Genomic DNA, 14283 nt, shown 5'->3' on the forward strand with positions numbered 1-14283 from the left:
AAATCATGTGACAAATCACTTTTTGTCATCTGCATCGGTGAAATAACCATGGACTCAATCAGATCATACGCCAACTTATAAAACCTGTCTTTACGGCTCGGTATCAGTTTTAATAATTTTATTGGGTTTGCTATTCAGGTTTTCAAATTTGATCTGCAAATTACCCGATCATTTAGACAAAATTACAACATCGTTTTCCATTCTTAAATAAAAACTACAGAACCAATTGCGTTCTATCGCGCAACTTACATTTTTTTCCTGAGTTTTACATTTTGTGCACGGTTATTGCTTAACTCTATATGCCAATCTAGGTAAATACAATAAAACAAGCGAGGGTTATGACGATGGAATTAAAAGCACATCTATATCGTTTAGAGAATATCAAAGCAATCCATGATCTGGCTAAAGCTGGTGTAGATCATCATGTAATCTCAGTTTTTTTAACAGCAGAAGGAATTGAACTGACAACCTTAGAAGTGACCAACATTGTGAATACGTATGATGCGCTTGGCAAAGAAAAATTGCCAAGTAAAAAAGTACAGGCACTTATTGCTGCCAAAAAAATCGGTCAGGAGGACGAAAATTTACCATGCCCTGTTTAATCACTCACTTTAACCATAAAAAAACCTCGAAGCGAATTCGAGGTTTTTTTATTTTCGATTAAGGCGTTGCATTATCCGTACGCAACCATACTACGGTACGACCCAATGCTGAGACACCCATATAGCCACGCATACGAAGACGCTTTCCTTCTCCAGTGACAACTCCTTTGCCTTTATAGACACGACCAGAAGTCGGCTCGAGGACACGACCGTCAATATACGAATCAGGTTTGTTTGGATCTTCTCTAAAGCCCGATAAAATTTCCAGCCCAAGAATCGGTTTATTGGTATTTGGTGCTGCACATTTGGTGCAGTTCGTCAGCGCAATACCATGCGAATTTGGATAACGATAAACAATCTTCCCATGATAACGGCCGTCATTTCCCTTACGGATTTCTACGATCGAGAGTTGTTCCCCAGTACGTTCTTCGATACTTTTCCAGTAGCCTTCAATCGATGCAGCAAAAGTTGTTGCGCTTGCACAAGCGATAGTCAGCCCCATGATTCCATTCATGAGCATTCGATTTAGCATATTAACCCCGTCTTTAAAAAGTAACCTATTCATCTTTATAGGTTTAATGCACGGAAATTATCACACTTTTACGCAAGTTACACTGTACGCTAGCGTTCATTTGTATAAGAAATAGCTGATCTAGATGCTAAACTCGATACGATAATTCACACTCTTTAGCACAAATAAAAAAGCCTAAACCAGTCGTTTAGGCTTTCTAAAAAACAATCCTTATTTAAGGATTTGCGCTATCGGTACGAATCCAGACTTGTGTACGTCCAAAGGCAGAAACCCCCATGTAACCACGCATGCGCAAACGCTTTCCATCCGAACTTAGCTGTGCTTTGCCTTTATAGACATTACCCGTTTTCGGTTCAAGTACTCGTCCATCAATATATTGATTTGGATTCTTCGGATCTTCTTTTAAACCCCAAGCAATTTGTAAACCTTGAATTGGCTTGTTCTTAAATGGTTCAGGACACTTCACGCAATGCGTCAAAACAGCAGCACCACCAGGAACAGGATAGCGATATACGATCGTTCCTGTGTAGGTATTATCAGGTTTCTTCTTGATTTCTACGATGGAGAGTTGCTCACCTGTACGATCATCAATACTTTTCCAAAACCCTTCTGGTGTGGAAGCAAAACTAATTGTCGTGAACAATCCCAAGGAGATGCCCATGAGTCCTTTCATGAGTGAGTTTCTTTGCATAATAAGCTCCGTAATGCAAAATCGATCCGTCTGTAGCTTCATTTTTATTCTAATGTTCATCTACAGTCAACACAGCCAAGCCATATTTAACTATCTAAAATCAAACAAAATTTTAATTAGTTCACATATTTTAAGATTAATGTTTGCTGATATACGCTACCGATTTAAATCTATGTGACAATGCGAGTAAATTTAGAAAACCCAACCTCACTGCACCTATTAGGACATTCATCATTCATACTGAAATATGCTTTTATTTTGATATAGATTTCATCCAATTCAGTCACATTTTAGCCTTAGTTTTGATCCATCTATAAACTTTGCATCACTCTGCTGATACAGCATGTATAATTCTCTTTTTAATGGTCGCAGGTTTAACATCAATGGATTTACAGATTCTACAGAAACAGTTAGATGAAAGTAGCCATTGCCCGCTGTGCCAAGCCTCTATGTTTTGGGTAGAAGCAGAACAATATAGCCAAGAATTGCAATTCCATGAATGCAGCCATTGCCAACACCGTGTCTTTAAAAGTGACAGCAAACTGAATTGCCATTGTGCGCAATGTACGGCTCAACGGAAAAAGCAAACCCAACAGACGATTTTACAAGAACAGCGCAAATACAAAATCAAAGACGAAGTGATTTATAGTCTGAATCAACTCAGCTTTTTACATAAATTATTTTTACTGAGTCTTTTGGATAGTTATGCCCGTGAAGATGTCCAACACGACGAACTAATTCATTGGAAAAATGTAAAATATCATGACTTTACTCCAAACTATTTATTTCAAAACCATTTGGTCCAAGAGTTATTAAAATTAGGTGTTTTTAAGCCACAAAATGATAATTTGGAAACTGAACATTTTTATCTCAATCTGCGCCTCGATGGTTATTCGGACCCTAGCCTGTTTAGTGTCACGCATCAGCTACGCCAATGGTTCTATGAAAATCTTAGTTTAGGTATTCCATTTAAAACCACAGATGAAGTAAAAGACGCCCTATATTTGGTGCTTTACCAAGAAATCGTACAATTTATGCAGTTTTACTGTCGCACTTGGGGCATTCAAATTGCAGGAAATCGCAGCTTCCAAGCTTTTTGCTATCGTTTAATGGAAGGCTTAGCAGTGGGTCAAATTTTTTATTTGATCCAAACCGCACTAGAATATCTCTATAAACAGAAAGCTTTACAGCCAAGAAATGATAAATTTATCAATACCAACTTGCTGAAAAAAACACTGGAACAGTATCGTGAGCGCGCGTTAGCAGAACGTTGGGAAACCACAACCCTGCCAAGGCCCTACACCATTCCTTTTAGCAAAATGAGTGAAGTGCTGCTGTTTAAGTTTCTGGGTTATGACGAAAGTATTTTTATTCAGCCTGTTTGGAAGTCTTGGCGAAAAATCGAACCGAGATTAAATTTTTATTCAGTCAAACGCTGTATGTATTGTGGTTCAAACGATTTAATTGTCGATTATGATGCGAAAGATTATGTCTCATTGATCTGCCGTCGCTGCAAACATCAAGATCATTATTTCACACGTTAAAACACCCATACCCAAATCAATACTTATGAAGGATGTGTCATGTCACACAAACAACAACTGATTGATCAAGTCATAGAAGCTTGGCGTGCCTTACAACAACAAACCCCATTAGTACAGTGCATGACCAATAGTGTCGCAAACAATTATGTTGCGAATATTTTGCTTGCAGCGGGTGCATCGCCAGCCATGATTGACAATCCATTTGAAGCAGAAGATTTCACAAAAATTAGTTCAGCTTTAAGTATTAATGTCGGTACACCAACGACAGAACAAACCCAAGCCATGTTAATTTCTGCCAAGACTGCAGATCAGCATCATGTGCCTTGGGTGCTTGATCCTGTGGGATACGGCCCTGTTTTAAAATGGCGTAGTGAGACCATCGAACAACTTTTACAATTTAAACCAAGCATTATTCGCGGTAATGCTTCAGAAATAAGTACATTGGCAGGTAGCCAAGCCCAATCTAAAGGCGTAGATAGTACTTTAAATAGCCATGATGTCTATGCGCAAGCAAAAAGCCTGTTACAGCATTCTGAATGCATTGCTATTTCTGGTGAGTCGGATTACATCATTTCCAAGCAGTTTGATGCGGTTATTCAAGTTAATGGCGGTTGTTACTTACAACCTAAAATTACTGCAACAGGTTGTGCATTGGGCGCTTTAACAGCAGCCTACCATGCGGTGAGCACAGCCAGTATTGCCGCGCTGGCTTCACATATCCATTTTGCCATCGCAGGTAAACTTGCCTATGAGCATGCACAAACCGTAGGAAGCTTTAATGTGGCATTTTTAGATTATGTCCATATGCTCGATGACAATTTAATCCAGCAGTATGTGGACATTAAAATTATATAGCTCTGCTTCACAGCAGACCCTTATACTTACTTTAATAATAAATAAATGTCTGTAATCAAATCACATTCATCTACATCATGAACAAAGTTGTGATAGTGAAAAAAGACGGGAAAATCCCCTACTTCACGCGCTGATTGTGGCAGCCAGTCCCGATATAGATAGTAAACACTGTCTTTAATATTATCGTGGCTGCCCAAATGTCGAACCACGGCATAGTTGCCTTTGGGAAGTGTACCCGTACTTACACCATATGTATTTTCAGGGATATCCGCCGTGATTGTTCCAGCAATATCAAAACGGAATTCATCACTTAAAGTCTGTTCAGGGTCAGAAAATGGAATACCGTAGGTGCGGCTTTTCGCTACAGGAGATAATCCCGTTTCTTTGCGCCACTGAATAAATTGTGCTGCCGTTTCAAATACACGTTCTGGAGCGCCGCAGTGTGATATGAATGCAATTTTCTCTTCGGCTCTTTCTACAATATTAACGTTCATCATGATTTCTCTCGGGGGTAAAGAAAAAACAAACCTTTCATGCCAAGACGGCCAATGTGGCTGTTCTCTAAAAGCACTGGGGGTTTGATCAAATGAACGTTTAAATGCACGGCTAAATGCTTCAGGGCTCTCAAAACCAGATTGCAAGGCAATATCAATAATTTTAATATCAGCTGAAAATGCCAGTTGGAATGATGCCCGTTTCAGACGGGATAATTGAATAAACTTCATCACATTCACACCGATATTTGCTAAAAAAATGCGATGGAAGTGAAATTTAGATAAGGATGCAACCTGACTCAAACGATCCAAATCAAGCTCATCATCTAAATGCTGTTGGATATATTCACATACGCGCTGCAACTTCTGATCATATAGCGTCATACATTTAACTCAATCATTTGATGAAAGCTAATTTGCCAGATTCATATCCTGTAAACTTGATCAGAATTGCGGATTTTCAAATCAAATTAAACCGTCGCCTTAAAATAGTTGTCTTTAGGCATATCGATTACTTCAACGCACAACTGAATTGGATATCCGACCTCGGACAGCATATAGCTTTTGCGCTCTAATCGATTTAACAGGGCTGTACCAACTGTTTGTTTTTGTTGCTGCGTCCTTCCACTCAATAAATATAGCTTTAAGTGAATATAGGCCTCTTGGGTGTCATTCAAGCCAATTAAAAACACCTCATCTTGAAACGCACGTGATTTAATATCATTGGCAATAAATAAATCAGTTTCAATTAGCGCAACATTGATATCTTGCAAGAGTTTTTGCGGATCCAATTCAGTTAAATTGGCCGAATAGTTTGCAATCAGATGAGGCATTTTTATTTTTCCTATTCAATAAATAATAAAGCTAAACGAACTTGATCATAAGCCATTCGCGGACTGGTTGCTTCCACGATTGGACGCAGCTTTATTGAACCATCATCGGTAAAGTGCTCTGGATTTTTACGTTTATGTAAGCGTTTATAGATCTTACGAACTTCTTCAATCACTTCATCGCCTGGATTCGCCACAGAGATATCTAAGCCCTGTTCTTTATGCAGACGCGCGAGATGGTTAATAATAGTTGCAGGGGTTAGACCACGTTCATGCGCAATATCTTCAATTTCATAACCATCTTCAAATAAAGCGCGGGTCTCATCTAAAGTCGCAGCAGCATAATTCTGTTTCACCCCTTTGGCGATTTTTTTTTCATTACGTGCGATTTCAGTGGCATTCAATGTGCCGCCACAATGACGAATAAATGCATTATGTTGAGTGGTTAAATCTATATTTTCAAAATTAACCTCAGCTTCCGTCGATAACTCCTGAAAACGGCGATCTGCTTTGATTGCCAGACTATCCAATTCAAGTGCCTGATCATTAAAACCAAGTAGCTTAAGTCCTGTCAGTGACTTTAAGCGTGACAAAGCTACATAACCCTGACCTTTCTCAAAAGTATGGGTGAGATTAATCTCTGCGGCTTCCAGTGTCATGCCCTGACTTTTATGGATGGTGATTGCCCATGCCAAACGTAAAGGAATCTGCTGAAAACTGGCAATTGCCTTGCCCGCTTCATTTTCAATTGACCATGTTTCAGGTTCAACTAAAAAGGTTGTTCCGTCAGTCAACTTTACTTTAGGCAGAATGCCCTGCTTATCATCTTCTTCAAAGCCGATTACTTCACCCAAGCTGCCATTGATATAGCCCATATCAAAGTTATTTTTGACAAACATGACTTTGGCATTTTTTTTCAAGGTCAGTTCTTCAGGTGCACGCACTGAAGATTTTAAGGTTTCCATCAACTTTTCATTGCCATCGACCACAGCATTAAACTGATGGCTTTCATTATCAATTTCATTCAGATGCTGATAATTAATATTATCGACATCCATATTGTGGGTATATAACCGTGTAAAAGTTTCACCAATGTCGTGCTGACGAGATTGCTGCAATGCGGTGAGATGATTGCTTTGAATATTTTGTGCGCGGATGGCATTCAAAATCTGATTTAAAATTTCATCATCCTGACGATGTTGCTCGGTTAAATAGCAAACACGGAATTTTGCTTCAACCCAAGCATCTGACATAAAGCAGAATTTATCACGATTGCTTTCATCCTTTTTGCCCACAGGTGGTAACTGGAAGAAGTCACCCGCTACAATAACTTGGATCCCACCAAATGCTTCATCACTCTCTTTGAAGTATTTCAGCACCTGATTGACAAGATTCAATTGCTTGGCGTGTAGCATTGAAATTTCATCAATAATCAATACTTGGGCATTTTCTAAATGCTCTTTTAAATATTTACGCTCTTTCATCCGTTTAAGATCATCATCTGTCAAACGATCTTTAATGCCGATTCCAGCCCAGGTATGAATAGTCATGCCATTCATATGCGTTGCCGCAATTCCTGTCGATGCAGTGATCGCCACAGGCACTTTCCGTGCTTTGAGGTAATGAATGTACTGATTAAGCGTATAGGTTTTTCCTGCACCTGCTGAGCCCGTTAAAAAAACATTTTCCCCAGCTTTGAGTAACTTGAGTGCAGTCTCTTGTTTCATAATTTCTTCAGTCAAAAACAACAGCACATAGCTTACCGATTTTTTGCCAAAAATAAAAATCTAAAGCTCATCCAAATCACCTTTGATGGTTCGATAACCTATTGTTGTTGAACTGTTGGTATCGCATATTTACATTGACTTCCAAGGGTTTTCATTTAATGTGTTTGTTAATGAATTCAGACTTGATATATAAAAATGACTACCTCAAATCTCTATACATATCAACCAGATATACTAGGTGAAGATTATCAGCAACTCACCATGAATTTCGCTGATGATTATGATGGAAAAGTTGTTGCCACCTTGGTTCGCAAGAAGGCTGCTGAAGCGACCAAAAAGGCTGTTTTATATATCCATGGTTTTGCAGACTATTTTTTTCAAAAGGAAATGGCTGAACAATTTAATCAACATGGTTACGATTTTTATGCGCTCGATCTCAGAAAATATGGCCGTTCAAGGCTTCCGCATCAAAAATTTTACTATGTGCTTGATTTACGTGAATACGATGCCGAGATTAGCAAAGCACTCGAAATTATTGGTCAAGAAAACCACAATCAAGTGCTCCTGTCCGGACATTCAACGGGTGGTTTAATTGCCACTTTGTATGCAGCTCACTATCCAGATCACCGCTTAATCAAGGCAGTATGGGCAAATAGTCCCTTTTATGATTTTTATAAGAGTATGATTGAGAAAAAAGTAGGCATTCCGCTACTCAGTGAAGTTGGAAAACGCTTACCCAATGGAAAATTTCCAAGTGGTTTAAATCAATGGTATACTCCAAGCTTACATAAAGATTTCTACGGTGAATGGGATTTCAACCTAGATTGGAAACCTAAAACCATGCCTTTTGTGCATTTGTGTTTCGTTCGTGCCATTCATGAGGCGCAAAAAGAAATCCATCGAGGCGTAACCTTAAATGTTCCAACCTTGATTATGCATTCACACCAGTCAAACAACCCTAGAAAATGGGGTATAGCTGCTCAACAGAGTGATGTCATTCTTGATGTGAAAGACATGACTCATAATGCCAAGAAAATGAAAGGTGATGTGCAAACGCTGGCAATTCACAATGGCTTGCATGATCTTGTGCTGTCTGCTGCACCTGTACGCGCACAGGTTTACAAAGATCTGTTTGCGTGGCTTGAACAAAAAATGCCTTAATTGACGAATGAATCAGTGACTTTAAATATCATGAATACCATTGCAGCATCATTGCCTAAAACAATCTACGCCATTCAACATCTTGCTTTTGAAGATTTAGGTTCATTAGAAGATATTTTTTATCAGTTGGGTTTTCGCGTCCGTTATTTTGAGGCGGGTGTCGATGATTTAACCCCTGCACTCAACTATGATGGATTGACGGTGATTCTCGGTGGCCCAATCGGCGTTTATGAAACTGAAGACTACCCGTTTCTCATCGATGAAATTGAAGGCTTGAAACAACGTTTAAAAGCCAACAAACCCACCATTGGCATTTGTTTGGGTGCACAGCTCATTGCACATGCACTGGGTGCGAAAGTCTATGCTGGACACCAAAAAGAGATTGGTTGGAGCAAATTAGACATTAAAGTGCTTGAGACGAATCCCTTAGCCGCATTAGAAAATATCGAAGTCCTGCACTGGCATGGCGATACCTTCGATTTACCTGAAAATAGCACGCTATTGGCAAGTTCAGCGATCTATCCAAACCAAGCTTTTTCTGTGAGAAATAATATCTTGGCCTTGCAGTTCCATCTTGAAATTGCTGAAGAAAGTTTTGAAAAATGGCTCATTGGCCATACCTGTGAAATACGCCATGCGGGCTTATCCATTCCTCAATTGCGTCAAGATAATCAAGCTTATGCGGCACAATTAGAGCAGCAGTGTCGACTGGTAATTCAAACGTTCTTAGACAATCTGAATATTTAATACTTCATTCTTTTAGAGTCACAATAAAAAAGCCCAATTTAAAAATTGGGCTTTTTTAGTCTTAATTCAATCTTCCACTCAGAAGAAATAACTTCAAACTTATTTCTTGTCTGCTTTGAAGCTGTCTTTCAGATCAAGAATACGGTTAAACACGGGCTTATCCGTTTGATGATCATGTTGATCCGCAACAAAATACCCTTCACGTTCAAACTGGAAACGATCTTCAGGTTTTGCTTGAGCCAAAGCAGGTTCAATCACCGCTTGAACGACTTTTAATGATTCAGGATTCAGGTGTGCAAGGAAATCATCATCTGCATCTGGCGCAGCTTCGCTAAATAAACGATCGTAAATACGAACTTCCGCAGCTACACCTTTGCTTGCCGATACCCAATGCACAACGCCTTTTACTTTACGCCCTTCAGGATTTTTACCTAAAGTTTCAGGATCAATTGAACATTTAAGCTCAATCACTTCACCATTTGCATCTTTGATTACTTCATCACACTTGATCACATAGGCATGACGTAAACGAACCTCACCCTCTGGGATTAAACGCTTAAAGCCTTTAGGCGGCACTTCTTCAAAGTCTTTACGATCAATATAAAGTTCACGTGTTAAAGGAATAATGCGTTCGCCCATATCCACATTTGGATGACGTGCATGTGTTAAGTCTAATTCTTCAGGTAAATTGGTTAAGGTCACTTTCAATGGATTCAGTACTGCCATACCACGTGCCGCTGTATTTTCCAAAGACTGGCGAATACAGAACTCAAGCATTGCCACATCAACAATACCATCCGTTTTCGACACACCGACACGCTTACAGAAATCACGCAAGCCTTCTGCGGTAAAACCACGGCGACGCATACCCACTACAGTTGGCATACGTGGATCATCCCAACCCTGTACATGATGACCTTCTACCAATTTACGTAACTTACGTTTAGAGGTAATGGTGTAATCGATATTTAAACGTGAAGACTCGTACTGACGTGGTACAGCTTGTGAGTGAACTTTCTCTACAATCCAGTCATAGAATGGACGGTGATCTTGAAATTCTAAAGTACAGAGTGAATGGGTAATGCCTTCGATTGCATCCGACAATGGATGAGCATAGTCATACATTGGATACATTTTCCATTTATCGCCCGTTTGGTGATGCTCTGAATGCAATACACGATAAAGAATCGGATCACGCATATGCACGTTCGGGCTGGCCATATCAATTTTGGCACGGAGTACAGCACCGCCTTCCTGAATTTCACCATTACGCATTTGCTCAAAACGTGCCAAGTTCTCGGCAACGGTTGCATCACGGTACGGTGAATTTTTACCAGGTTCAACGAAATTACCACGGTTCAGCTTAATTTCTTCTGGGGTTTGCAAATCAACATAAGCATCACCTTGTTCAATCAACTGAACAGCCCATGCATAAAGCTGATCGAAATAACCAGAAGCGTAGCGAGGCTCACCATTCCAGTTAAAGCCTAACCATTTCACATCGTTGGCAATACCATCAACATATTCTTGTTCTTCAGCATCTGGGTTTGTATCGTCAAAACGTAAATTACACAAACCTTCAAACTCTTCGGCAATACCAAAGTTCAAACAAATTGCTTTTACGTGACCAATATGTAGATAACCATTCGGCTCAGGCGGGAATCGGGTGACTACTTTTTGAGTACGACCTTCTTTCAGATCTTCGGTAATTACTTGACGAACAAAGTCTAAGCCTGCCTGTTGTTCTTGCTGCGCGGCATCGACAGAGGCATGGGTATTCGGCGTCGGGGTCTTTGGCAGTTCAGAAACAACATCATTTGGCTTCATAGGGTGTAAATCACTTCTTACAGTTAAAAATGGGAAATAAAAACGCAATCTTTGCTTTTTCTGAAAGATTTTAACGTTTTTTACTTGCCTTGTAGTTTACAGTTTGCTTATGCTTCTCTCAACCAAAAACCCATGGTCAATTTGCCCATGTTTAGGAGATTAATGTAATGAGTTTTCCTCAAGTCGAATTAAACACCAACAAAGGTCGTATTGTTCTTGAGCTTAACGCTGAAAAAGCACCAAAAACGGTTGCAAATTTCTTAGAATATGTACGTGACGGTTTCTATGACGGCGTAATTTTTCACCGTGTGATTGATGGTTTTATGATCCAAGGCGGTGGCATGGACGAAAACTTCAAAGAAAAAGCAACACGTGATTCAATCGAAAACGAAGCTGATAACGGCTTAAGCAACGATGAAGGCACAATTGCAATGGCGCGTACTCAAGCTCCACACTCTGCATCTGCTCAATTCTTTATCAACGTTAAAAACAACTCTTTCTTGAACCACACTGGTAAAACAGCTCAAGGTTGGGGTTATGCAGTATTTGGTAAAGTTGTTGAAGGCCTTGATATTGTAGAAGCGATCAAAGGCGTACGTACGGGTAACCGTGGTTACCATGCAGATGTTCCATTAGAGAACGTTGTCATCGAATCTGCTAAAATTATCTCTGAATAAGAATCTCCCCTAACCCCTCTTTAAAAAAGAGGGGAACTCCTCCCTTTGTAAAGGGAGGTTGGGAGGGATTATAAAATAGGATAAAAGTGTGACCTACCTGTTTATCTCAGATTTACACTTGTCACCTGATCACCCTCGACTCGTTCGAGGGTTTTTGGCTTTATTGAAACAATACCAAGATAAAAACACTCAACTCTATATTTTAGGTGATTGGTTTAATGCTTGGATTGGTGACGATTACACCGCGCCTTGGTTAGATGAAATTGTCAGTGCATTACAAACATTTACTGCTGCAAACAACCAAGTTTATTTCCAAGTTGGGAACCGAGATTTCGCTTTGGGTCAAAAATTCCTGAATCAATTCAATGGTATTTTATTACCCGATGTCTATAGCCTGAATATTCAACAGCATACCTTCCGACTGGAACATGGCGACGCGCTCTGCACCGATGATGTTGCCTATCAACGTTTTCGCAAAGTGATTCGAAACCCGCTATTACTGGGTTTTCTAAAAAGCCTACCGCTCAACGTTAGACAAAAGCTCGCCAATGGCTTCCGTAAAAAGAGTAGTGAAACCAAACAACTGAAAAATTATGACATCATGGATGTAAATGCAAAAGCAGTCGAAAATGTCATTACTCAAGTCGATTATTTAATTCATGGTCATACCCATCGCCCTGAAATTCATCAAGTATTGAATAAACAACGTATTGTTTTAGGTGATTGGCGAGAAGATTCAGCTTGGATTTTAGAACTGAATGAGCAAGAAGATTATCAATTAGATTTTAAACAGTGGTTTTATTAATCATTTTTGCAGTTCTACTCATTCCTTACCTTCTTTTCATCCAGTAATTTTTATAAAACATTTATCAGCTTTAACTCCTTACACGTTATCAGAGCTTTAGACGCTCTAACTCACTCACATACGACTTAAATCTATATAGAAATCACATTTAGCTACTTTCAGTGAAATTTAGATCAAGTAGAATAAATTAAATTTTTAAATCGAGTTAATGACGGATGGATACTTTAGCCACAGCAAAAACACGTTATGCCACAAAAGCTTATGATGCAGAGAAAAAAATTCCTCAAGCACAATTTGAAAAACTACTCGAAATTTTACGTTTCAGCCCTTCTTCGGTAAATATTCAACCTTGGCATTTTTTAATTGCTGAAACAGATGAAGCCAAACAACGTATCGCATCAGCATTGACAGGCAATTACATCTATAACGCAGCTAAAGTTCTAAACTCTTCACATACCTTGGTCTTTTGTACGCGTACTGATATCTCAGCAGAATACTTAGAACAATTGCTACAGCAAGATGATGCCAGCGGTCGCTTTAAAGATGCAGCTGCAAAACAAGGTCAGCGTGACACCCGTTCTGGTTATGTCGAATTCTATCGCAATGAACTTAAAAACCTTCCTGCATGGATGGAGAATCAAACCTACCTTGCACTCGGACAATTACTTTTTGCAGCAGGTTTAGAGGGAATTGATGCCACACCAATGGAAGGCTTTGACAGAACACTGATTAATGAAGAGTTTGGACTGACTGAAAAAGGCCTAAAAGCATCTGTTATTGTTTCACTCGGCTATCGTAGTGACAGTGATTTCAATGCCAAACTACCCAAATCACGACTCCCAGATGAAGTGGTTTTTACTCGCTTATAATCACATCAATCTCAAGAGAGTAGAACAAGCTCTACTCTCTTCTACATCATCGCTTTGGCCAAACACAGCACCGCAACCACACCACAAATCAATCCAATCCATGTATATGCTTTTAATCGCTCTTTGAATAGCACAACGCCACTGAGTACACCTAATACCACCACTAGAATATTCATCCCTGCAAATACAATGGCAGGCGTTTCTTTGAAAATCATATGAGCTTTGACATATAAGGCAATATTGGCAAAATTCAGTACGCCCAGAAATAAACCTGTAAAAATATTTTTAGGTTGCCAATTCGGTTGAGTAATTGCGATATAAGCGATGGACAGAATAAAAGCTGCAATAAAAGTTAAATTCAGTGTGACCGCAAACTGTAAACCTAAGCTACTACTATATTTAAGTAAGATATCTACTGCAGCATAACCTGCCCATACACTAAACAAAAACAAAGCTGACTTTAAATTTAGGCCTTTACTGGCTTGTTCCGTCGCTTGTCCCACAATAATAGCTAGAATCGCAATGATACCCAGCACAACACCAATTAGTTTTAATTGGCTAAATTGCTCCCCAAAAATAAAATAAGCAGCCAATAAAGACAGGATGACTGCAAGGCGCTGAGCAATTTCTGTTTTCAAAATTCCTGCAAATTGCAAAGACTTTGCCAAGCATAAAAATATGCTAGGTAATAACACCGCTAAAATGAGAATTAACCACCAAGGGGTATGATTGAATGAGATATGGGTAATATCGGTTTTAAACCAATAAAAGCATAAAAGACTGGCGCTCAAATAATTCCACGCGATCATTTGAAAAACATCAAAACCCTTTGCCTTTAAATATTTCAGCAAAATCGAGACCAGTACACTACAACATGCCGCAGCAACAATCATTTCCATAGTATTTATTCTAGCTTTGTAAT

Annotated in this window: 15 protein-coding genes; 8 read left to right on the forward strand and 7 right to left on the reverse strand. The window is 39.3% G+C overall.

Annotated elements, in window-relative coordinates; genetic code table 11:
- The first annotated feature begins 344 nt into the window (after positions 1–344).
- On the forward strand, positions 345–602 hold the full coding sequence (locus MMO42_RS03710) for a hypothetical protein (protein WP_004652954.1): 258 nt from the start codon (positions 345–347) through the stop codon (positions 600–602).
- Positions 603–660: 58 nt separating this feature from the next.
- On the opposite strand, the gene MMO42_RS03715 is transcribed toward MMO42_RS03710, so the two are convergent.
- Together MMO42_RS03715 and MMO42_RS03720 are read right to left on the reverse strand one after the other, a co-directional pair.
- A complete protein-coding gene (locus MMO42_RS03715) occupies positions 661–1134 on the reverse strand; it encodes a DUF2147 domain-containing protein (protein WP_005293098.1) in 474 nt (157 codons plus the stop codon).
- A gap of 214 nt (positions 1135–1348) precedes the next feature.
- Positions 1349–1825 (reverse strand): DUF2147 domain-containing protein, encoded by a 477-nt coding sequence (locus MMO42_RS03720; protein WP_005293096.1) that lies wholly within the window; start codon positions 1823–1825, stop codon positions 1349–1351.
- A 383-nt stretch (positions 1826–2208) separates the two neighbouring features.
- On the opposite strand from MMO42_RS03720, the gene MMO42_RS03725 reads away from it, so the two are divergent.
- Together MMO42_RS03725 and thiM are read left to right on the forward strand one after the other, a co-directional pair.
- Positions 2209–3369, forward strand: a complete 1161-nt coding sequence (locus MMO42_RS03725; RefSeq protein ID WP_005293092.1) for a hypothetical protein — start codon at positions 2209–2211, stop codon at positions 3367–3369.
- Positions 3370–3408: 39 nt separating this feature from the next.
- On the forward strand, positions 3409–4224 hold the full coding sequence (thiM, locus tag MMO42_RS03730; protein ID WP_241319366.1) for a hydroxyethylthiazole kinase: 816 nt from the start codon (positions 3409–3411) through the stop codon (positions 4222–4224).
- A 26-nt stretch (positions 4225–4250) separates the two neighbouring features.
- Here thiM and MMO42_RS03735 read toward each other — a convergent pair whose 3' ends face one another.
- The 3 genes from MMO42_RS03735 to MMO42_RS03745 form a co-directional block, all read right to left on the reverse strand.
- The gene (locus MMO42_RS03735) at positions 4251–5102 is read right to left on the reverse strand and encodes an AraC family transcriptional regulator (RefSeq protein WP_241319367.1); all 852 of its coding nucleotides are present in this window, start codon (positions 5100–5102) and stop codon (positions 4251–4253) included.
- An 86-nt stretch (positions 5103–5188) separates the two neighbouring features.
- Complete coding sequence (locus MMO42_RS03740; RefSeq protein ID WP_241319368.1) at positions 5189–5551, reverse strand: 5-carboxymethyl-2-hydroxymuconate Delta-isomerase; 363 nt, start codon at positions 5549–5551, stop codon at positions 5189–5191.
- 11 nt (positions 5552–5562) lie between these two features.
- Positions 5563–7275, reverse strand: a complete 1713-nt coding sequence (locus MMO42_RS03745; RefSeq protein ID WP_241319369.1) for an AAA family ATPase — start codon at positions 7273–7275, stop codon at positions 5563–5565.
- A gap of 195 nt (positions 7276–7470) precedes the next feature.
- Here MMO42_RS03745 and MMO42_RS03750 point away from each other — a divergent pair, with 195 nt between their 5' ends.
- Both MMO42_RS03750 and MMO42_RS03755 read left to right on the forward strand, forming a co-directional pair.
- Positions 7471–8436 carry an alpha/beta hydrolase gene (locus MMO42_RS03750; RefSeq protein ID WP_241319370.1) on the forward strand — a complete coding sequence of 322 codons (966 nt, stop codon included), beginning with the start codon at positions 7471–7473 and terminating at the stop codon, positions 8434–8436.
- Positions 8437–8466: 30 nt separating this feature from the next.
- Positions 8467–9183 carry a glutamine amidotransferase gene (locus tag MMO42_RS03755; RefSeq protein ID WP_241319586.1) on the forward strand — a complete coding sequence of 239 codons (717 nt, stop codon included), beginning with the start codon at positions 8467–8469 and terminating at the stop codon, positions 9181–9183.
- 99 nt (positions 9184–9282) lie between these two features.
- Here the strand turns inward: MMO42_RS03755 and MMO42_RS03760 are convergent, their stop codons facing one another.
- Positions 9283–11010 (reverse strand): glutamine--tRNA ligase/YqeY domain fusion protein, encoded by a 1728-nt coding sequence (locus MMO42_RS03760; protein WP_241319371.1) that lies wholly within the window; start codon positions 11008–11010, stop codon positions 9283–9285.
- Between the two features lie 167 nt (positions 11011–11177).
- Here MMO42_RS03760 and MMO42_RS03765 point away from each other — a divergent pair, with 167 nt between their 5' ends.
- From MMO42_RS03765 to MMO42_RS03775, 3 genes are all read left to right on the forward strand, one after another.
- On the forward strand, positions 11178–11687 hold the full coding sequence (locus MMO42_RS03765; protein WP_004661403.1) for a peptidylprolyl isomerase: 510 nt from the start codon (positions 11178–11180) through the stop codon (positions 11685–11687).
- 88 nt (positions 11688–11775) lie between these two features.
- Positions 11776–12492, forward strand: a complete 717-nt coding sequence (locus MMO42_RS03770) for a UDP-2,3-diacylglucosamine diphosphatase (RefSeq protein WP_241319372.1) — start codon at positions 11776–11778, stop codon at positions 12490–12492.
- Between the two features lie 215 nt (positions 12493–12707).
- The gene (locus tag MMO42_RS03775; protein WP_005293069.1) at positions 12708–13361 is read left to right on the forward strand and encodes an oxygen-insensitive NAD(P)H-dependent nitroreductase NfsB; all 654 of its coding nucleotides are present in this window, start codon (positions 12708–12710) and stop codon (positions 13359–13361) included.
- A 41-nt stretch (positions 13362–13402) separates the two neighbouring features.
- Here the strand turns inward: MMO42_RS03775 and MMO42_RS03780 are convergent, their stop codons facing one another.
- On the reverse strand, positions 13403–14260 hold the full coding sequence (locus MMO42_RS03780; RefSeq protein WP_241319373.1) for an EamA family transporter: 858 nt from the start codon (positions 14258–14260) through the stop codon (positions 13403–13405).
- Between the last annotated feature and the right edge of the window lie 23 nt (positions 14261–14283).

The sequence above is a fragment of the Acinetobacter sp. ANC 3882 genome (assembly GCF_022549545.1).
Lineage (GTDB): Bacteria > Pseudomonadota > Gammaproteobacteria > Pseudomonadales > Moraxellaceae > Acinetobacter.